Here is a 21939-nt window from a genome sequence, read left to right as displayed (position 1 = left end):
TCTTTAGTCGTTTTGAAGAATAGGACTAGGAAGGAATATACCGGAATACGGTCTGAGAGGTCGAAAGCTGCATAAATATGCAGGAATCGAGGGATTTTGGGATATTGGGCGGGATGTATTGAGACTAGGTGGAAGTAGACATTGAATTAGGTTAGCCACACCAGTATTTGGGCACAGAGCTGAAATAGGTGGTGGGGAACTTATGAACATAAGGTGGGAGTGATGTGTTGTTTTCCCATGCAATTGTTATGAAGTGATAGTAATCTTATATGGATAATGAAACCTTGAGACTTGAAGAATCAACAATTCAGAAGAATAAAGCTCCATCTATGGTTTATTTGCATATTAAGCGCGGTGGTGATTTTTTTTGTTCTTTGTTGGCATTAATCATCTTGTCTCCATTATTCTTGATTATTGTCATAGCGATTAAGATCGATTCCAAAGGTCCTGTTTTGTTCAAGCAGAAAAGAGTCGGGATTCATAAAACACATTTTAACATACTGAAATTTAGGACCATGAAAATTGATACTCCAAAGGATATTCCTACCCATCAATTGAAGGATCCTGAACAGTACATCACCCGAGTCGGAAAGTTCCTAAGGAAAACCAGCCTAGACGAACTTCCCCAGATCTGGAACATCTTTGTTGGCCAGATGTCTGTCATTGGTCCTAGACCCGCTCTGTGGAATCAGTATGATCTTATTGAAGAGCGGGACAAGTATGGAGCCAACGATGTTCCAGTCGGTCTTACTGGTTGGGCTCAGATAAACGGAAGGGATGAGCTTCCCATTAGAGTAAAAGCAAAGCTCGATGGCGAGTACGCAAAGCGAATGAGCCTACTCATGGATATCCGCTGTTTCTTCGGTACCATTGTTTCTGTTCTCAAAAGAGAAGGGGTGAAAGAAGGTGGGACGGGGAATGAGTAAGAGAAGAAAAGCATGAAACGAATACTCATCACCGGAGCCAGAGAAGTATCGGGTAGATACTCTTGATATGATCGGTAGTTCCTGGAGAGAGAAAGATTTCTCTGGCGATAATGTAGTGTTTGAAAGAAGAAATCGACCAATACAAACAAGGGAAAGTATTCGAAATATATAATGAAGAATCTATGGATATTTCATCACTATGCGACACTTCCAAGCTTGAATGGCCATATCCGTCCGTATAATTTTGCACGACATCTGGCAGATACAGGTATCAGTACAACGATTTTCGCCGCTTCCTACCAGCATTTTTCCGATATTAATATTATTCAGGATGATTCAAAATATCTGGTAAACAACGAGTTTGATACACCATTTGTGTTTGTAAAAACCCCTTCCTCAAAGTCTGGCGGTGTAAGTCGGGTAAAGAACATGTTGGCGTTCTATCGCAACCTTTTCTCTGTCAGTAAGCAATATGCTAAAGAGCATGGCAAACCCGACGTAATCTTGTCTTCAAGCCCTCAACCATTGGCAATGATTGCTGGCATTAAAATCGCCAAACACTACCGTGTCCCCTGTATCTGTGAGGTGCGAGATTTGTGGCCTGAAGCTATATTCTTAGCAACCCGAATCCAGGGAAACAGCCTAATAGGGAAATTTCTCACTGCCGGTGAGCATTGGATATACCGTCATGGAGATGCATTGATATTTACAAAGGAGGGCGATACGGACTATCTCAAGGAACATAAATGGACAACTGACCAAGGTGGTGATATTGACCTGAACAAATGCTATTACATCAATAACGGAGTTGAGCTCTCATCCTATTACGAACAGATCAAAACCTGCAAGTTGGATGATGCCGATCTGAATAATAACAAGTTTCGTGTTGTGTATACAGGAGCGATTCGTAAAATAAATAACGTTGGCAATATTATCGATACGGCTTACATTCTTCGCAGTAACCCAGACATTGAATTCCTGATTTACGGTGACGGCAATGAGGCCGAATCCCTTCGCCGACGAATCGTGGATGAGAAGTTGATGAATGTGAAAATGAAGGGTTTTATAGAAAAGAAGTATATCCCCTTTATACTCAGCAGGTCTTCTGTAAATCTTCTTAACTACTCTCAAACTGAATACAACTGGACGCGGGGCAACAGCTCAAATAAGCTGTTTGAGTACATGGCAAGCGGAAGGCCAGTCATCTCCACCGTTAAGATGGGGTATTCCATCATTGATAAATACAACTGTGGCATCGAACTGGATGAGCATACGCCTGAAGCATTAGCTGACGCTATTCTTCAAATCAAGGAAATGCCGCCTGCGCAATATGAAAGGCTCTGCGAAAATACAAAAGATGGCGCAAAGGACTTCGATTACAAAGAGCTATCTAAGAAGCTTCTAAGTGTGATTATGCAGAGCATTGCCATAAAAGGATCGCGGTCGTAATGCTTGGCACAATAGCGCTATATTACAATACGATTAAATATCTTCGGCCTGTCCAAATTGCCGGACAACTTATTAAGCCGCTTGTTATGAAATCCAAGGTATCAATTACAAATACTCCGAATGATACTCCATTGCATCTCACCATGGTAATCCCCTCGTTGGAGTTGAATGCGGAATATCTGTCCCGTTTTAATGTGGATTGGATCATGAGAAATGAGATTACTTTGCTGAACGAATCTCACACTGTTGACTTGACTACATGGCAGGTCGAAGCATCTCCGCTATGGCGTTTTAATCTTCATTACTTCGAGTATGCAATAGCTCTTGCTGCTAGATTCAGTCAGACCACCGATCGGAAGTATTTCGACAAATTTAAAGAGCTGCTTGGTTCATGGATGGCCGCAAACCCAGCAGGTATTGGCGATGGTTGGCATCCCTATACGATTTCCATGCGAATACCGAATTTGTTGATATGCTTTGATTTGTTTGGAAAAGCGTTTGAAAACGATGTGGAGTTCCGTGAGAAAGCGGTTGGAAATATATACACGCAATATCGTACCTTGATGAAGCGCAAAGAGTTGTGGCAGCTCGGAAATCATTACTTTGAAAATCTCAAGACAATTCTGCTGGGGAGCTTGGTATTTGGCGAAGCAGGGGTGTTTACAAAATACATACAGTTGTTTCTTCGTGAAGTCAAAGAAGAAATTCTTACTGATGGCGTTCATTTCGAGTTGAGCCCCATGTATCACAAGAACATCCTGGAAGATAACATCCGCGTGGCGTATTGGCTGCAGCAGGCGGAAAAGTCACAGTATAAGGAGCTACTGCCGGTAATCCAAAGGATGGTAGATGCCCTTGCATCTATCGAAAAAGGTATGGGGAGAACCCCACTTTTCAATGATTCTGGCGATGGAGTTGCCAAGGACGGTGGGGCACTTTTGTTGGCGGCAAATGAGTTATTCAATATTGCACCGAATTACTCAATGAGTTTTCCAGCAAGTGGCTATTACAAACTGTACGATGGCAACATTTCGCTGATGTTCGATGCAGGAGAAATTGGTCCAAAATATATGACCGGTCATAGCCACTGTGATTGTCTCAGTTTTGAGTTGTCAGTTGATAATAAACCGATATTCGTGAATTCGGGAACCTATCAATACCAAGGAAGTAAACGTAAATATTTCCGCTCCACAGAAGCGCATAATACACTGACTATCGGAGAAAGAGAGCAGTCCGAGTGCTGGGGTGAACACCGTGTTGCGCGGCGGATCGGCAATGTCAAGGCAGAAAAACACAACCAAATGATTACCGGCTCATATTACACCTATCTTGGAGACAAACATATGCGAATGATTTCACTGGCAGAGGGGGAGTTGATAGTTCTGGATTTGGTGAATACAAAAGTTCTTACTACAATCCATAGTTACCTGCATATCGCGAACAACTATGAGGTTTTTACAGATAAGGCAAGCATTAAAGTCCTCTTTGATGCAAAGAAGGTTTGTACAATCATGCCGGTCGGCGCAGAGTATTCCATACATACTTCCGGTAGTCTTACAAATTATGCGCCTCGATTTGGTACTCTTTCGCAAGGGATCTGTATTGAATTCCGCTGGCAAGCTGATGATATGCAGCATGGCTATATTATCAAAGTATCTTGAATAAAGGGAACGCACATGATTAACGTAATTGGGCTTGGTTACATAGGACTTCCTACTGCATTGATGCTCGCATCGCATGGTGTCGAAGTTATTGGTACGGATTACGACAAAGAGCTTGTTGATACGCTGAATGCTGGCAAGACAACCTTCAAGGAAAACGGACTTGACAAGCTGTTCCAGGACGCGCTCAAGGTGGGCATCCGTTTCAGCTATGACTATCAAACTACCGATACTTATATTGTTTCCGTTCCGACTCCCTATGATAAAAGCAGCAAAAGGATTGACCCCAGATATGTAAACGCTGCAGTCATGAGTGTTTTGAAGACCTGCCCCAAGGGGGCGACGGTTGTTATCGAATCGACCGTTTCTCCAGGTACGATAGACAAGTATATAAGGCCGGAAATCAAAGCGGCAGGTTTTACGACTGGTAAAGACATTAACCTCGTTCATGCGCCAGAACGCATTATTCCCGGAAATATGGTATATGAGTTGGTCCACAACAACCGCACTATTGGAGCGGATGACCGAGCCGTGGGGGAAAGAATTAAATCGATTTATGCCTCTTTTTGTCAGGGCGAGATTGTTGTGACTGACATCAAGACTGCCGAAATGACCAAGGTGGTGGAAAATACATATCGCGATATCAACATTGCCTTTGCAAATGAGTTGGCAAAGATCTGCCGTAGCGATAATATGGACGTCAATGAGATTATCCGTATTGCCAACATGCATCCCCGTGTGAACATTCTCTCTCCTGGCCCCGGTGTGGGTGGGCATTGTATCTCGGTTGATCCATGGTTCCTTGTGGGTGACTATCCCGGTCTTACTAACATTATTCTGGCGGCGCGCAAAATCAATGACGGGATGCCGCGCTTCGTAATCCACCGTATCAGTCAAATCATGAAAGAAATGGGGCTGACTGATGTGCGCCGCGTCGGATTGTATGGCCTCACTTACAAAGAAAACGTGGATGATGTGCGCGAAAGTCCCACGCTGCAAATGTTAGAACGTATGGATGATGCGCTTTCCGGTAGGCTTGTCCAGGTATATGACCCGTATATTGAAAAGGATATGGTCCCAAACCAGCATCATAAGCTTGATGAGTTTCTTGCTTCCGTCGATATGGTCGTTATTATGGTCGGTCATAACGAGATCAAGGAGAATATGGACAAGCTTAAAAGTAAAATTGTTCTTGATACGAGAAATATCTGTAATCTACCAGGAGTCCATCGGTTATGAAAACAGTATTGCTTGTATTTGGAACACGCCCTGAGGCTATCAAGATATGTCCTTTGGTAAATGAGTTAAAGAAACGAAAGGGAATCAAGACCATTGTTTGTGTAACAGGACAACACAGAGAAATGTTGGATCAGGTCCTGGATGCTTTCTCGGTGGTTCCTGATTATGACCTTTCAATCATGCTTCCTAAGCAGACGCTGTTTGACATCACTACGAACATTCTTAATAAGATTAAGGAAGTCTTGGAAGAAGTCTCCCCTGATGTTGTTCTAGTTCATGGTGATACCTCAACCACCTTTGTGACTGCATTAGCATGTTTCTATCTTCAAATTCCTGTTGGTCATGTGGAAGCAGGATTGAGAACGTACAATATCTTTTCTCCCTATCCAGAAGAGTTCAATAGACAAGCAGTAAGCATTATCTCTAGGTATAATTTTGCTCCCACTGAACTTTCAAGACAGAACCTCCTCAAAGAAGGAAAGAATCCAGATTCCATCTATGTGACAGGTAATACTGCAATTGATGCATTGAAGACTACTGTTAGAAAAGACTATTCTCATCCTCAATTGGATTGGGCGAAGGGAAGCCGTTTAATTCTGATTACCGCTCATCGTAGAGAAAACCTTGGTCAGCCTATGCACAATATGTTCAGGGCAATCCGTAGAATCATTGATGAGCATGATGATGTGAAAGCAATCTATCCTATTCATTTCAATCCTGCCGTACGACAAGCAGCAAATGAAGAGTTAGGTGGTTGTGATAGGATTAGGATCATCGAACCTCTTGATGTATTGGATTTTCATAACTTCTTGGCAAGGTCTTATATGATTCTTACCGATAGTGGAGGAATCCAAGAAGAAGCACCTTCTCTTGGAAAGCCTGTATTGGTTATGAGGGATACAACAGAACGACCAGAAGGAATAGAAGCAAGAACGCTAAAGCTTGTTGGTACAACAGAAGAGGTTATCTATAGAAACTTCAAGATACTATTGGAAGACGAACTAGCATACAAGGTGATGAGTCAGGCAAGTAATCCTTATGGTGATGGATTTGCGTGTGAGAGGATTGCGGATATTTTGATTAATCAAGGTCGTATATGAAACAACTATTTCTGATGGTGAATGATGGATCTGTTAAGGTAATTGAAACCCCAGCTCCGACTGTGAAAGATAATTTTGTATTAGTTGAAACAGAGTATTCAGTTGTAAGTGCAGGTACTGAAAGAAGTCTTGCCTCTTTTGGAAATAAAAACCTTTTGCAAAAAGCTATGGAAAGGCCTGATCAAGTAAAGAAAGTATTTGATAAAGTTTCTACTGATGGTTTAGTGAATACTGTTGAATCTGCTTTCAATCGTTTGAAAGAACCTATGCCTATGGGTTATTCAGGTGTAGGGAAAGTAATAGCTTGTGGAAAGGGTGTTACTGATATTTCCATAGGTGATAGAGTTGCTATGGTTGGGCAAGCCTACCATAGTGAAATTAACAGAGTAAACAAGAATCTAATTGCTAGAATCAGTACAGAGGATGAAGATATTCGCCAGTATGCATTTTGTGCTCTAGGTGGAATTGCTCTTGAAGGGATACATCAAGCTGAGGTTATTCCTGGAGAAACTATTGGAGTTGTAGGCCTGGGGCTTCTTGGTCATATAACAGCAAGAATTCTTAATGCATATGGATGTGATGTTATTGCTTATGATGTTGTTAATAAGACACTGGGCTCTACTCCATTAAAAGCATTCATTAAATCTAATGATGAAAATGCACGCGATATTACCATGTCCCTTACTCAGTCAAGAGGGGTTGATAAAGTCATAATCACTGCTGCAGCTAATAGCAACCAACCAATGGATTTAGCAGCTGCAATTACTCGTGATAAAGGTATTATCTGTATGATCGGTGTTACTCAGATGAATATCGATCGCCGACCATACTACGAAAGAGAACTTACGTTTAAGATTGCGCGTTCCTATGGTCCTGGCAGGTACCAAAGTGACTATGAGGAGAAAGGAATTGATCTTCCCATTGGATATGTACGTTTTACAGAAGGACGGAATATTGAGGAATTTGTTCGACTTATCAATACGGGGCGAGCTTCCTTTACTGATCTAATAACGCACGTTTTTCCTTTTAATGACTCTCCATCTGCTTATGAACTAATCACCACAAACAGTAATAACGAGCGCTATATCGGTGTATTGCTAGAATATTCAACAAATACTGATAAACTAAAATCTAGGATTGATGGTAGACAACCTTTCAAGAAGAAAACTCATACACTAGGAAAAAATGAAATACTAAATATTGGTCTCATTGGTGCAGGTAATTTTGTCAAGAATACCATGTTGCCTGCATTGAAAAAGACGAAACTTTATAATTTTAGAGGATTAGCTACTACTGGGGGTATGAATGCTGCACAAGCAAATACATCCTTTCCTTTTGAATATTCTACCAATGATTATCACGAATTACTGAAAGATGATTCAATTGATCTAGTAATTGTTTCAACCAATCATAACACTCACGCCAAGTTCATTATTGAGGCACTGGAAACAGGGAAGCACGTCTATTGCGAGAAGCCACTTTGCCTGACGCTGGTCGAGTTAGAACGAATCGAAAAAGCATACCTAGCGTCAAGTGGCGAGCTTTTCTGTGGTATGAATCGACGCTACGCACCGCTGGTGCATAAAATAAAGGAAACACTGTCTACGGATAAGATTCCAGCCGTATATGACTATATTGTCAACGCCGGTTTCATACCCAACGACCACTGGACGCAGGATGAAGCCATCGGTGGTGGACGCATTATCGGTGAAGCTTGCCATTTTGTTGATACAATTCAATTTCTCGATGGTAGTAAGCTGGAGTCGCTGAACATTACTTATGCTGATAACAAAGCATTTCCAAAGAAGGACAACGCACTTATCAGGATGCGCTTTGTCTCCGGCGCTGTGGCAAACATTGTCTATACATCTATGGGATCTAAAAAATATCCCAAGGAGGAGCTCAGGGTTTTCTCTAACGGCTCAGTCTGCGAGTTGAATAATTATATCAGCCTGCGCAGATATGGGAATATCAAAACGAAGACGATGAAGTTCAGGCAGGACAAAGGCATTGCTGATGAATATAAGCATATTGCGGCGGTGATAACGGGAAAAGCAAAGAACGATGCCATAGAAGATGCTTTTGTGAGCCACCGGATGATCATCGAGGGGATGAAGTAAATGGACAAGATGACCATATATAATCGGCTTCCCATATGGGGTCAGAATCTTGCTTGTCATTACGAAGGCAGCCGAATCAAGCGGACACGATATGGAAATGACTTTTGGCGTTTTCTCGCCGAATATGAGAGCCGTGCGGAATGGTCATATGAGCAACTGTGCGACTACCGGGACGCAAGGCTGAGGAAGATGGTCCATCACTGCTATGATACCGTCCCCTATTACACGAAGCTGTTCGACGACGGCGGCATCAATCCAGACAGTATCAGGACGTTGGATGATTTAAAAGTTCTGCCAATCCTTACAAAGGACATCATAAATGCCAATCCGGACAGTTTTCTCTCAACCGCTATTCCTCGGAAGAAAATTGTCACCACGCATACTAGCGGAACTACAGGAAGCGGATTTGTATTCCAGACCACACAAGAAGCCATCTCCGAGCAGTGGGCTGTCTGGTGGCGCTATCGTAGAGCGCTTGGCATAGAGTACGGCACTTGGTGTGCCCTCCTCGGCGGTCGGAGCGTTGTCTCCCCAAAATGGGAAAACCCACCGTTTTTTCGTTGGAATAAACCGTGCCGGCAGATGTATTTCAGCACCTATCATATGTCGCAGTCAAATTTGTCTGCATATGTCCAGGCCATACGTGAAAACAACATTACATGGTTGCACGGCTATCCTTCCGCAATAAACATTCTCGCTGAATTCATTCTGGAAAACGATCTATCGCTGCCTCTTTCACGTGTTTCCACAGGGGCCGAAAACCTTTTGGCCCCTCAAAAAAAAAACATAGAAGCCGCCTTTGGCATACAGCCATATCAGCATTATGGGCTCAGCGAGTCGACCGCAAATTTTTCAGAAGACATACGGCATGAGATGCGGGTCGATGAGGATTTCGCCGCGGTGGAGTTTTTACAGAATTTGGACAGTTCCAGTTATAGAATTATCGGCACCTGCCTGTGCAACTTTGCCATGCCTCTTCTCCGCTACGCCACCGGTGATGACTGTACGGTAACGTATACGGCTGCAGGACGCGTTGTCAGTTCGCTAGACGGAAGAAAGGAAGATTACGTTATCCTGTCAAACGGAGCGAAAGTCGGGCGACTGGACCATATTTTCAAGGATTTGACAAGCATCAAAGAGGCACAGTTTGTCCAAAAGCGAATCGGAGCAGTGACCGTCAACATCGTGCCTGGTGCCAAATATGATGCCGAAGATGAAAAAAAACTGTATGGTGAAATTGCGAGCCGTCTTGGCGACATTCAAGTTGAAATCAGGCATGTTGAGAAAATTCCGAGAACCAAGTCCGGCAAGCTGCGATTTGTTGTGTCGGAACTTGATAGCATACGGAGATAAACATGGACGAACAGGTATTCGTATATAAACAGGCTCCCGACTATTCTGCGCTTCATGAAACTAGGGATGCCGCTGCAGAGTTTCTGTTTGCGCAGCTTGATTCGCAGATCAAGCCCGGCTATAAGGTCATTCTGAAGCCCAACTTTGTCAAGGAATCACATTTATACAAGCCAGACGAATGGGAATATGTAATCACGCACACAGAGGTGATACGCCTTGTGCTGGAAAGAGTCATCAAGAACCTAAAGAATCAAGGTGAAATTTGCATTATTGATGCACCACAGACTGATTCCGATTGGGATGCGATTATGCAACATGTTCGCTTACCCAAGCTTGTGGATGAGCTTCAAAAAACCACGAACGTCAAAATCAGTTATTTTGATCTGCGCGAGGAACGCTGGTTTTACAAGCAGGGCATTATCGTAAAAAGGAAGAAGCTTCCTGGTGACCCAAAGGGGTATGTCAAGGTGAATCTGGGTGAAAACAGCGAATTTTTCGGAAAGCGGAACAAGGACTATTATGGTGCGGACTACGATATGAATGAGACGAAGCGATACCATAATGATAAAGACAATGTTTATGTAATATCCAGGACTATTTTGGAATGTGATGTATTCATTAATCTCCCCAAGCTGAAAACACACAAGCTTACGGGAATAACTGCTTGCCTGAAAAATCTCGTAGGAACATGTGTAATTAAGAACTCCATTCCGCATCACACCATTGGTGCTCCAGAGACAGGTGGAGATAAGTTTGAACATGAAACGAGGAAAAATGATAGGGAAAGCGCGCTAAAAGGGTTGGCTCTGAAGCTGCTGAAAACAAAAAATCCACTTATCAACTACCCCTTTATTTTGGTGAAAAAAATTGCCGGTCTATTTCTCGGAAGCCCGCAGTCGGACGTTGTCCGCAACGGCTCGTGGCACGGCAACGACACCATCTGGCGCGCGACGCTAGACCTCAACAAGATACTTCTCTATGCAGATAAAGCCGGTAAAATGCAAAACACTCCGCAGCGTAAGTATTTTGCCCTGATAGACGGAATTATTGGAGGTGAAGCAAAAGGACCGATGGAACCAGACCCGAAAAAATCAGGCGTTCTGATCGCCGGGGCCAATCCGGTTTATGTTGATGCTGTTGCAGCAACGTTAATGGGTTTTGACTATCGTAAAATTCCAACCATTGAAAAAGCTTATTCTGCCAAGACTTATCCACTTACTTTCATTAATTCAGAAGGAATTGAGATTGTCAGTAATAATAAAGGCTGGGAAAAACTGATTGGCGCCTTTACCTATACTGATACTATGCAATTTAAGCCCCACTTCGGGTGGTTGGGAAATATTGAGCTTTTGCATAATATTAATGAAAATGAGTAGGTGAGTCACTGATGAATGGAAAGCTATGCTTCGTGCATTTAGAAAACATATTTGCCATTCCGTATTTACATAATTATACGCAACTAACCACGGCAGATTATGATATCGTATATTGGGATAGACGCAGTTTGCAAGAAAGCTGTGGCGCTGCAAATCACCTAGCCTTTCACTACTTACTGTCCGAGAACTCGCCCAAATGGCATAAGCTTATAGGATATTTGAAGTTTCGAAAATTTGCACGGCATATCTTACAGGCAAACGACTATTCTGTTGTCATTATGCTTACTTCTAGTGTCGCTGTCCTTTTAAAGGATATTTTACTTCATAAATATTCCGGCAGGTACATCCTTGATATCCGCGATTACTTCATGGAGAACAACCGATTCTATTATAACGCAGAAAAAAAATTAATTGACAACTGCGGCCTTACGGTTATTTCTTCACCTGCATATAAACGTTTTTTACCGGAACATAATTATTTACTTGTTCACAATTCGCCGAATTTAAGTGACGGTCAAATACAAGATTTTCGAGAAAGAAAAAACGCTCAAAGAGAAAAGAACACGGAAAGGCCGCTTGTTTTATCATTTATCGGTGGTGTGCGTTTTTTTGAACAGGATAAAATAATACTCAGTTATTTTGCAAATGATGACCGCTTTTTTATTCAATATATTGGAACGGGAGCAGAATTGCTACGTCAGCATTGTGAGGAAAATAATATAAATAATGTCTATCTTCACGATCGGTTTCCGCCGGATCAAACGCTGAATTTCTATTCCGATACCGATATGATTCTTAACTTATATGGTAGTGGGATACCTTTGCTGGATTACGCACTTTCAAATAAACTTTATTACGCAGCTACACTTGAAATTCCTATTTTAGTTTGCCCCAACACATATATGCAAGAAGTTGCAGTAGGAAATGGGCTTGGAGTTGCGGTTAATTTGTCCGATTCTTCTGAAAAAGACAGCATTTATAATTATTACAAGGATATTGATTGGTCAGCATTCCATATTAAATGTTGTGAGTTTCTGGCACGTATCAGCAACGATAACGCCGCTTTTGATGAGCAAATATCACGCTTTTTAGATATTTGAAACATGGTACAAGAGGATCAGTAATGAAAACGGTATTGCTCGTGACGCTTCATAGCCAAAATAACAATTTCGGCTCTGTAATTCAAGGACACTCTTTATATTCGTATGTTAAGAACCTTGGGTACGATGTTTCTGTTCTGGATTATCGTCCCAATTACTCAAACGGTGCAACAGATTTCAAGTCAAGAATCAAACGTTTTGCGGCAAACATGCTATTTCTACCACAGTTTTTGATCCGAAATCGTAGATTCAGCGAGTTCATCAGCATGGAAAAGCTTACCTCGCGCTACACAACCTATCAGGAACTAAAAGATATTAACATGAAATACGATATTTTTTTGATAGGCAGTGATCAGGTGTGGAATAGCGAGCATAACTGCGGCAAGGATCCCGCATATTATTTGGAGTTTACTCAATCATCAGCTAAAATAGCCTATGCAGCTAGCCTTGGCAGATATATAAAAGACGAAAATGTTATAGAAACGCTGATTACTAATATCAGTAAATTTCGTTCGATCAGTTTGCGTGAAAACAGGTCCGTAGTTCAATTGACTGCGCATGGAATGGCGAATGTTCAGTATGTCCTTGATCCTGTTTTTTTGTTTGATGTGAACCACTATAGGATAATGCAGGTAGATTGCAAAGAAAGTGGCTACATATTGGCTTATATAATTCACTCTGATCCGCTTATTGCGCAGGTCATCAAAGAAATAGCTCGCAAACTAAACAAAAAAGTAATCCAAATCGGTGGACTCGCTGCAAAATGCAAGTATGACAAATATCGCCGTGACGCAGGCCCTCGTGAGTTTTTATCACTAGTGGACAACGCCGATTTTGTAGTAACCAGTTCGTTTCACGGCACGGCGTTTTCCCTCATCTATGAGAAGCCGTTTGCTGTTGTCATGCCGCACAGCAATACGCTGCGGCTGGAAAACATATTGGAGACAGCGGGTTTAACAAACCGTGTTGTAAACACGATGGATGACATTACGCGGATGCTGGAGCCAGTCGATTACTCAGATGCTTCAAAGAAAATAGCCGCCATGCGACAGATTTCACAGAAGTATCTAACTAAAGCTCTTGACGATGGAATTGTGTGATGAAAATTGAACTCTAATTCCCTAACTTTTTTCTCACCACACGGTGAGAGTCCTGTCCGATTGATGAAAAGCAGGATTCCAACGGGGTTTTCATGGAATTGCACATAATTATGTTGTATTTCTGAAGAGGGCATGCTATAAATGTGGTGAGAAATATAATTCTCTCCACAAGGAGGCATGCCCCTGATGGCCAACAAATTCATCCGCTATGAACAGAAAAACGGTGCCGAATACGCCTCGGTATGCCTTCCGATGCGCGTGGACGGCAGGAAAGTCAATGAAACCGAGAATCTCGGGCGTGTCCTGGACAAGCAACGGGGGATTTTCAAGAACCGGGAACGCGGTGTCTTCCGGTACACCCTCGAGGCGGGGTATGAGGAAGCTCCCCCCGATGGGCATGCCCTCGCCTTGAAGCCGAAAGGGCCCGAGCGACTGATCCTTGATTTCGGGGATGTGCATGTCCTGGATGAATATCTGCGGACGACCCCGTATCATGCCATCCTGAATTCCCTGCTCCCCGGCCAAGGCGACACGCTGCTCGCCTTGGTGTACCACCGGATTCTTGCAACCGGGGCCCGCTGCTACGCCGGCACTTGGTACGAGGGCAGTTATGCGAGGCTCCTGCTTCCCTGCGCCGCCCTGCAAAGCCAGCGGATCAGCGAGTTCCTCTCCCATCTGGGAGACGAGGAGCTGCAGAGGCGGTTCTTCCGCATGTACTTGGCTAGGCAGTTCCCGGCCGAGACCGTCCACGGGCTGCTGATTGACAGCACCGGACTGCCGGACAGCATTGATTTCCCCTACACCGCATACAGCAACCATGGAGGGCAGGTGAGCGTGGGGACGCGGCTCATCTACGTCACCGACCGGCTCAGCGGGATGCCCCTGTATTTCAGGTATGTGGCGGGCAACGTGATTGATGTGTCGACCCTCAAGGCAACCATTGAAGAGTTGCAGATGTGCGGGATCGCAGCAGACTATGCCATCCTCGACGCCGGATATTTCACCGAGGGCAACATCAAGGCACTGCACGAGAACGGGATAGCCTATCTGACAAGGCTGAAGCCAAACCGGAAACTGTACAAGCAATTGCTCGCCGCCCATGCCCAGGGGCTGCAACACGGGCGCAATCCGGTCAGCTACAACGGCAGGGCGGTATACCTCAAGCGGGTTCCCTGCAGTGTCGGCTTCGGCATCGATGCCTTCGCCTACATCGGCATCGACATGCTGCGCAGATCGCATGAGATGAACGCGATGCTGGTGAATGCAGCCGAGGACGGCATCGACCCACAGGAGATCGACAACAGCCTCGCCGTACTCGGGTCGTTCATCATGATATCGTCCGAGGAGATCGACACCAAGGAGGTTCTTCCCCTGTACTATGCCCGCCAGCAGATCGAGCAGGTGTTCAACATCACCAAGAACTATGCAGACATCCTGCCGCTCAGGGTCCATGGAGAGGATACCTTCAGGGGACACCTGCTGCTGTGTTTCATCGCCACCATCATCTGCAAGCGGTTGCAGGGAGAGTTGGATTCCAAGGGTGTGAACCTCATCGGCCTGTTCAAGGAACTGAGGAACCAGAAGTGCAAGGTGTACGATTCGCTGGTGGTGGTCCAGGAGGCAACCAAGAAGGTCAATGACGCTTACAAGGCGCTCAAATTGAAGAGCCCGGACAAGATTGTCCGGTAGCCCGGTAAGGTTTGTGGTGAGAAAAATCACCGGGAATTAGAGTTGAATTATGTGATTTAAAAATTTGTACCGGCTGTTCCGCATGTGCCTTGGACTGTCCGCAGGGATGCATTGAAATGCGTGAGAATTGGGAGGGTTTTCTATACCCAATTATCAATAGCAAGAAATGTATCGAATGTGGAATTTGTATGAGAATTTGCCCTGTTACGAATACACATTTAGATTTATCTTTGTTGCCTAATCCATATGTTTATGCTACGAAAGTTAAAGATCTCTCACTTCTTCAAACAAGCTCATCAGGAGGAGTCTTTATCATTTTGGCTAAGCATATGATTGAGAACGGCGGTGTTGTATATGGAGCGGCGTTTGATGCTGCGCTGAATGTGAAGCATATTCGAGCAAAAACTCTGGCGGAAGCGACTGCTTTACAAGGGTCAAAATATGTAGAGAGCAGCTTGGGTGGTATCTTCCTTTCTGTAAAACGGGATCTATCTTTAGGGAGAGAGGTGCTCTTTTCTGGCACACCTTGTCAAGTAGCCGGGCTCAACGCTTATTTTGGAAAAAAACGCTACTCAAATTTAGTAACGATTGACATCTTATGTCATGGTGTACCAAGCCATAAGCTTTGGCACTCTTATTTGAGGTACCTTGAGTCTTTGCGAAAAAGCAAAATTATCGAATACAGCTTTCGGGATAAGTCTAAATGGGGCTGGGGCAATTGGGGGAGCTATACATATGTAAAAAACGCGAGCATACACAAACATTATTTTCCTGTTGCTGCGGATCATTATTCACTGTACTTCAAGGATAACTGTTTTCGTGAGAGCTGCTATACTTGTAAATTTGCCTCCTTGCCGCGCCAAGGTGATATAACTCTTGGAGACTACTGGGAAATTTCCAAAGTTTACCCGGAATTTAATACAGAACAAGGCGCTTCCGTAGTTTTTATCAATACGGAAATCGGTCAAAGATATTATGAGTTGATCAAACCTCTGTTGTGTTCAATCAATTCGGTGCCGGAGCATGCAATATCAAACAATAAAACACTGGTTATGCCAACACAAAGGCCAGTGTCCCGTACTGGTTTTTATGAGCACTTCGTACTGGTTTTTATGAGCACTTCAACTTTACAGATTTTGGAGCCTCTGCTAAAATATATGTCCGTCTGAAACCTTTTCGATCCACTCTTTCCAGATATCTTCCTCGCAGTCTTAAAAAATTCAATTCCTTGTATTTAGTGCTTGACAACAGTAGTCAAATAAAAATGAAGGCCTTTCTCATGCGTATACGAAAGCCCGTAAAAGGAAAGGTAACATAATGAAAAGAGTATTATGCTTCGGAGCTTCGCTGACAATCGGAGGGGTATCAAAGGTCGTTCTCGATTATTATCTCAGAATGGATCATACCAAGATTATTTTCGACTTTGAAACGATAAAGGGATATGAACCGATATACGAACAAGATGTTATAGATACGGGAAGCAAGATATTTAAAAATTGTCGGTATCGTGACGGAGTGCTCAAGTGCCTGCACAATCAGTTTAAACATATTAAGGCAGATCATTATGATATCGTCTATTCACAAAATGGCTATGACGCTGCGCCGCAAATGCTTTTTGCCGCGATTCTCGGTGTAAAGAGGCGTATTGCACATAGTCATGTTGCTAATTCTCCGGAAAGCATTGCACGGAAACTACGCAGGAAAATATTCGGGAAGTTGGTCAGGTTGTGCGCAACGGATTTGTTGGCATGCAGTAAAGAGGCCGCTGTATGGGCATACGGGAAAAAACCGCCCGAAGGGGAATTATATCATATTATAAATAACGCTATCGATCTTAATCTTTACGTGTTTGACGCTGACAAACGGGCTGATATTCGTACTGGCTTTTCATTAGATAATAATTTAGTTTTAGGCTGCGTGGGGCGATTCTCTTATCAAAAAAACTACAGTTTCCTAATAGACATATTTAAAAGCATCTGTCAACTGAAAAGCAACGCCGTACTGGTTTTGATTGGTGATGGAGAATTAATGCCTGAAATCAGAGGCAAGGTAGAACGGTTTGGTTTGCAGGAAAAGGTGCATTTTTGGGGTGCACGAACGGATGTTTATCACCTTCTTAACGCTTTTGATGTGTTCGTTTTGCCGTCTAATTATGAGGGCTTTGGTATTGTGTATGTTGAGGCGCAGGCCATGGGGCTTCCCTGTTATGGCTCAAAAGAAGGTGTACCGCTTGCTGCGAAGGTAAGCGATCTTATGCATTATTTATCGTTATCTGATTCGTCTGAAACGTGGGCAAAAGAAATTCTTACTGGCTGCAGTTCTACATTTGAACGAAGAGATACTCACGACGAGCTGGTGGAAGCCGGATTTGATATTGATGTGGAAGCAAGGAAGTTTGAGCATTTTTTATTAAATCAAACCTCTAATTCTGCACAGAGGTGATGAAACCCCTCATTCAAACGCTTGAATGAGGGGTTTCCATCCTGTAACGGAGCAGAACAGGGAAGACCATTGCTCTGTTGAACAGCATTTCCAGTTTCTGATACTTGTTCTTAGGAGGGTTCATGATCACTGAGAACACGTTCAGGTAGTCCTGAAGATCAGACCTTATGAATCCGGCATGAGCGTGGAGGAACATCTGAAGCAGCCGGCAAATCTCGTTGATCTTGTCCAGGGGATTCTCGGAATCGGGAAGCTTCTTTACTTCCTTGGAATCATAGGATTCGTTTTTCAGGCCCAGTTCCCGCACGAGTCTGTTATGGGATTTCTCCTTGTCATGGACCAGTGTCGAACCTGGTTTTATGTGGCTCTTGAAGGCCTCAACCGTTTTGAGCGGCGGAGGTCTTTCCGAACCCCTCAAGGATGTACAGTGAGTGGCCGTGCTTGTCGCAGGCAACTCCTATGCAGAGCTGGTTGATGGACAGCCCCCGGAATTCCGTGCCATCCCCATGGGATCGAATGGCGTTTGACCTCACCTTGAAGAAGGTCTCATCCGACCAGACACGACCTTCAAGCACAATGTCATCCTGAATTCCTCTTACTAGCAGAAATGTCTTGTCCCTCCAGTATTTCGTTGTATTGCCTGAATTTCTGTTTACTTTTGAGGTGAGGTTGAAACTTCCATATCCGAAGACATCAAGCAGGAATCCCATCCATTCTGAAATAGGCAGCTTGTGGCTATCGAAGATGGTGTTGGTGATGGCAGTAAAGCGCTTCCCACAGTCCTTACACTTATAGCGTATTGTCTTGTTCTTGGCTCTTCCATCCTTCACAATCCTGGTTGAGCCGCAGTACCTGCAGCTCTTGAGGTCAATGGAATTGAAGAAGTCCTGTTCCGAGATTTCTTCGATCTCAGGATGTCGGTGATCGTAATCCCGTCCGGTGCAATTGTCTATCAGTGCTTGTAGGGGTGTTACCCCTTCGGTTTTTCCAGTCCAGGGAGTCTTCCTCCGGGACTTTGTAGTAAGGTCATCATTCATAGGTGGTTGTCCAAAGGTATGCAGGGATGACCCGCGTCGGACTACCACATCTAAGCAACGGGCCATCTCCGCATACTGCTTGTTTTCAGTATACCAAAGGCCCCTGCTGAATTTCAATCTCTGGTGATTTCATCACCTCTGTGCAGAATTGGAGGTTTTAAATCATAATCTGTATACGGGTGGTAATTTCCGAGGTCATTGAATACTGTGATGTTTGTTGGCATGATTCTTGTAAACTGTTTGAGAGTTCAGCCTGCGGTTTAGATGTGGTAGTCCAAAGACAGGCTGTTCTCTCTGACATTTGGACTACCAACCATGCCAGACAATATCAAATCAAAGTCCAGGAGGAGAACTCCTTGGACAAGTGCTGAAGAAGCAACCCCTTTACAGACCTTTATAGACAAGTGTACTGAACGTGACTACAATCATCGCCATCCGCGTCTTGATGAGATGGAGGAATCTGCATTCCTGAACTCCTATGAAGTGACGCAGTGCAAGCATTGCGGATCTCCATTGATACGCAAGGAGGGGTACTCGGACAAGGGAATCAGGAGATACCGTTGCAAGGAATGCGGAAAGCGGTTCAACATCCTGAACAACACGGTATTTGACAGCCATAGGCTTTCCATATCCGAATGGATGGGGTTCCTTTTGGACATCTTCGGCTTTGGGAGCTCCAACCTGACATCCAAGGTCAACAGGAATGCCAATAATACAACGAAATACTGGATCAGCAAGGTTTTCCTGCTGTTGGACGGGATCTAAGATGGCATGGTTCTCGAAGGTGATGTATGGCTCGATGAGACATTCATCAGGTTTCGGGATCCGGATATCCATGCCTAGGATGATGGAACAGAGTACAGGGGCCTTTCCCGCAACCAGCTGTGCATAGGCGTAGCCTGTGATTCAAGCCGGCATTGCCTCTTCTTTGCGGAGGGAAACGGGAAGGCCTCAGGCAAGAGGACGATCGAAGCGTTTGGCCGCCACATCAAGCCTGGTTCCAGGCTGATCCATGATCTTGACGGTTCGCACAACAAGCTCGTAACAATGCTGGACCTTGAAAGCGAAGCCTATGATTCCAGGGAAATCAAGAAGCTCCCTGATTCCAAGAATCCGCTCAATCCTGTCAATCAGCTCTGCAGGCTGCTTCAGATGTTCCTCCACTCCCATGCAGGATTCATCAGAGAGGACCTTCAAGGGTACCTGAACATGTTCTTCGTCATAATGAATCCGCCCGAAAACAAATATGAGAAAATAGAGAAAATCTTGGAATTGGGATTTCAAAAATCCGTTTTAATGCGCTACAGGGAGCAAAATCGCTGAAATTTGCATTGATTCAAAGGGTGTCACCACCCGTATGCAGATTCTGATTTTTATTCATTTAATGTGTCAGTCCGTACAACTACGCACTTATGCTATAAACGTGGGTATTATACGATAGCATCCATAGGAGAACCAGGATGCTGTCAACGGATGAACCAATGTATACTGAATGCAGCCTAGCCCTTTTGGGCCTGTATCTCAGCCATCCTGGCCTCATACTCCTCTATGGGGATCATGTTGTTGGCGATGAACTGGTATTCCCCGGTTACAATGGACAGGTCTTCCTGATTTACGTTCCAGGGCATGAGGGGCTCAAGGATCTCCCTGCCAAGTTCCCAGCTGGCAGAGACAGCTCCCTTCATGAACAGGTAGGAAAGGTAGTCACGGGGGTTGAGGTCATGCATCTTGGCGGTCTCCATGAGGCTGTACATCAGAGCCGTTGCCCTCGCACCTTCCTCACTGCCATGCGTAATCCAGTTCTTGGAGCCAAGTTTTATGACTTTGACCAGACGTTCGCTCCTGTTATTGTCGAGATCGGTCTTGGCGGAAAGGAACGTGTTCTCGATCTTTTCCCGGTTGTTCAAGGTATAGGTGACAGCGCGCTTGAGAGGGACGCTCCTTCCGTAACCGGTAAGGGCACAGTTGTCACACCATTGCTTCAGATCCTTCAGGATGGGCAGGCAAATGGCGTTCCTATCCTCAAGAAACTGTTCCTCGGTCATCTCACCGGCCTTGAGCCTGTCCCTGAGGATCCCATCCTCATGATAGATCTTCCCGAAACAGTCCAGGGGGAACTTCACCGCAGCCTCGGACCCGGTAATTCTCCGGTAATCGACATACCGGCGACGGCAATGGGTGAGACAGGCGCAAAGGGTCGCTGCATGAAGGTATGCAGGATAGGCCGCATATGCATCTGTCATGCAGAAACCAGTGTAATCCTTGAAATGTCCGAGGGGGTCGGCTCCCGCCCGTCCCTCTAAGTACCGGTACCAGGCAAACTCATCGGTATTGAATACCCATATGTAGTTCTTCTTCTTGGGACTTTTCTGGGTGACCGTCGGGACCTCGTCGATGTACAGGACCTCCGAAGCCCTTGCCTTCTCTTCGAGAAGCTCCTCCATTTTCCAGATCCTCTCATACACCTGCATATGGTAGCGGTCGAGGTCCTGCCTGCTGATGTTGCACCCGTCAAGCCTGAGCGCCTGGCTGTACCTGTTGAAGGGGACATGCATGGCATATTTCTTGTGGAAGAAGTCCCCGAGGAAAAGGTCCCCGACCTTGGTCTTCGGCAGGAAGCGTGCGACGGATTTGGCTGTCACTATGCTTTCCTCACCGGTCACCTTGTCCCTGAGCGAGTACTTCAGCATTTTTGCCTTGAAACGGATCATGACATTGATGGACTGGTAAAATTCGCTGACATCCTCACCAAGGCCCCTGACCTGCATGCCGGAATCCTCAAGCATCCTGATCTGCTCCTCGGTAAGCGCATACACCTTCTCCACTACGTGGGTACAGCCGGTAAGCCCATTCTTGGTATTTTGGATGGACTTTTTGCCTTTGCCTTCTTCGGTATCAGCTGCAAGTAGCGGCCTGTCCCCATCCTGCCCGGTTATCTGTTGGTCCTCTGCAAAGAGGTCAAGGTCTGCGACTGTAGACTGCTCACACCTCACGTCGGCAGTGCCGTCCAGCAGGGAGATGATGAGGCCGAGCTTGGTCACCTCATTGGCTTGTATGATGGCCATCCTGGCTAGGGCCGCAAGCTCTTCCTTGGAGGAATGTGCGAGGAATCTTTCATCAGGAAGAGGGGTATGGGTGGCGTGACAAAACCCCCGCCTTGCTTGTCCTTGAGCTTTGTGCCCAGTGCTATGATGACCGACCGGTCCTGATGGCTTACCTCAAACTTCATGAAGGAATAGTATCATACATCAGCGGTTTTGTACAGTATTTAATAGCCCAAAATCATACTTTGGATGCATCTGGTGTGTCAAAAGTATGATTATAAGACATCAATACGGAGTTTTTGG

At 44.7% G+C, this 21939-nt stretch carries 19 protein-coding genes; 14 read left to right on the top strand and 5 right to left on the bottom strand.

Translation table 11 applies throughout. The annotated features are described in order from the left end of the window. Positions 1-269 precede the first annotated feature (269 nt). The 13 genes from AB7C91_RS11320 (at position 270) to AB7C91_RS11260 (ending at position 17555) form a co-directional block, all read left to right on the top strand. A complete protein-coding gene (locus AB7C91_RS11320) occupies positions 270-926 on the top strand; it encodes a sugar transferase (RefSeq protein ID WP_428591546.1) in 657 nt (218 codons plus the stop codon). Positions 927-1097: 171 nt separating this feature from the next. Continuing rightward, positions 1098-2375 (top strand): glycosyltransferase family 4 protein, encoded by a 1278-nt coding sequence (locus AB7C91_RS11315; protein ID WP_428591543.1) that lies wholly within the window; start codon positions 1098-1100, stop codon positions 2373-2375. An 86-nt stretch (positions 2376-2461) separates the two neighbouring features. Next, a complete protein-coding gene (locus AB7C91_RS11310; RefSeq protein WP_428591540.1) occupies positions 2462-4036 on the top strand; it encodes a heparinase II/III domain-containing protein in 1575 nt (524 codons plus the stop codon). 15 nt (positions 4037-4051) lie between these two features. Then, the gene (locus tag AB7C91_RS11305) at positions 4052-5275 is read left to right on the top strand and encodes a nucleotide sugar dehydrogenase (protein WP_428591537.1); all 1224 of its coding nucleotides are present in this window, start codon (positions 4052-4054) and stop codon (positions 5273-5275) included. Continuing rightward, positions 5272-6375, top strand: a complete 1104-nt coding sequence (gene wecB / locus AB7C91_RS11300; protein WP_428591534.1) for a non-hydrolyzing UDP-N-acetylglucosamine 2-epimerase — start codon at positions 5272-5274, stop codon at positions 6373-6375. The genes AB7C91_RS11305 and wecB overlap by 4 nt, the downstream gene beginning before the upstream one ends. Continuing rightward, a complete protein-coding gene (locus tag AB7C91_RS11295) occupies positions 6372-8495 on the top strand; it encodes a bi-domain-containing oxidoreductase (protein ID WP_428591531.1) in 2124 nt (707 codons plus the stop codon). The genes wecB and AB7C91_RS11295 overlap by 4 nt, the downstream gene beginning before the upstream one ends. Beyond that, positions 8496-9848 carry a phenylacetate--CoA ligase family protein gene (locus AB7C91_RS11290; protein WP_428591528.1) on the top strand — a complete coding sequence of 451 codons (1353 nt, stop codon included), beginning with the start codon at positions 8496-8498 and terminating at the stop codon, positions 9846-9848. A 2-nt stretch (positions 9849-9850) separates the two neighbouring features. Continuing rightward, positions 9851-11224 carry a DUF362 domain-containing protein gene (locus AB7C91_RS11285; RefSeq protein ID WP_428591525.1) on the top strand — a complete coding sequence of 458 codons (1374 nt, stop codon included), beginning with the start codon at positions 9851-9853 and terminating at the stop codon, positions 11222-11224. Between the two features lie 11 nt (positions 11225-11235). Then, positions 11236-12324: a capsular polysaccharide biosynthesis protein Cps4G gene (locus tag AB7C91_RS11280; RefSeq protein ID WP_428591522.1), complete on the top strand. Its 1089-nt coding sequence runs from the start codon at positions 11236-11238 to the stop codon at positions 12322-12324. A gap of 23 nt (positions 12325-12347) precedes the next feature. Continuing rightward, entirely contained in the window at positions 12348-13424 is a 1077-nt protein-coding gene (locus tag AB7C91_RS11275; protein WP_428591519.1) for a polysaccharide pyruvyl transferase family protein, read from the top strand. Positions 13425-13610: 186 nt separating this feature from the next. Next, positions 13611-15113, top strand: coding sequence for a transposase (locus AB7C91_RS11270; protein ID WP_428591516.1), 1503 nt, complete (start codon positions 13611-13613; stop codon positions 15111-15113). A 35-nt stretch (positions 15114-15148) separates the two neighbouring features. Then, positions 15149-16282: a Coenzyme F420 hydrogenase/dehydrogenase, beta subunit C-terminal domain gene (locus tag AB7C91_RS11265; RefSeq protein WP_428591549.1), complete on the top strand. Its 1134-nt coding sequence runs from the start codon at positions 15149-15151 to the stop codon at positions 16280-16282. 226 nt (positions 16283-16508) lie between these two features. Further along, positions 16509-17555: a glycosyltransferase gene (locus tag AB7C91_RS11260; protein ID WP_428591513.1), complete on the top strand. Its 1047-nt coding sequence runs from the start codon at positions 16509-16511 to the stop codon at positions 17553-17555. Between the two features lie 13 nt (positions 17556-17568). Here AB7C91_RS11260 and AB7C91_RS11255 read toward each other — a convergent pair whose 3' ends face one another. Then, a complete protein-coding gene (locus AB7C91_RS11255; protein ID WP_428591510.1) occupies positions 17569-17973 on the bottom strand; it encodes a hypothetical protein in 405 nt (134 codons plus the stop codon). Next, a complete protein-coding gene (locus AB7C91_RS11250; RefSeq protein ID WP_428591507.1) occupies positions 17933-18592 on the bottom strand; it encodes a transposase in 660 nt (219 codons plus the stop codon). Before AB7C91_RS11250 ends, AB7C91_RS11255 begins: the two co-directional genes overlap by 41 nt. A gap of 315 nt (positions 18593-18907) precedes the next feature. On the opposite strand from AB7C91_RS11250, the gene AB7C91_RS11245 reads away from it, so the two are divergent. Next, positions 18908-19357, top strand: a complete 450-nt coding sequence (locus tag AB7C91_RS11245; RefSeq protein ID WP_428591504.1) for a transposase — start codon at positions 18908-18910, stop codon at positions 19355-19357. Positions 19358-19543: 186 nt separating this feature from the next. On the opposite strand, the gene AB7C91_RS11240 is transcribed toward AB7C91_RS11245, so the two are convergent. The 3 genes from AB7C91_RS11240 to AB7C91_RS11230 form a co-directional block, all read right to left on the bottom strand. Then, positions 19544-19762 (bottom strand): hypothetical protein, encoded by a 219-nt coding sequence (locus AB7C91_RS11240; RefSeq protein ID WP_428591501.1) that lies wholly within the window; start codon positions 19760-19762, stop codon positions 19544-19546. Positions 19763-20091: 329 nt separating this feature from the next. Further along, entirely contained in the window at positions 20092-21657 is a 1566-nt protein-coding gene (gene tnpC / locus AB7C91_RS11235) for an IS66 family transposase (RefSeq protein ID WP_428591498.1), read from the bottom strand. A gap of 5 nt (positions 21658-21662) precedes the next feature. Then, positions 21663-21821: a hypothetical protein gene (locus AB7C91_RS11230; protein WP_428591495.1), complete on the bottom strand. Its 159-nt coding sequence runs from the start codon at positions 21819-21821 to the stop codon at positions 21663-21665. Positions 21822-21939: the final 118 nt, after the last annotated feature.

This window comes from Sphaerochaeta sp., assembly GCF_050256055.1.
GTDB lineage: Bacteria > Spirochaetota > Spirochaetia > Sphaerochaetales > Sphaerochaetaceae > Sphaerochaeta.
This window is presented reverse-complemented; position numbering and strand designations above follow the sequence as displayed.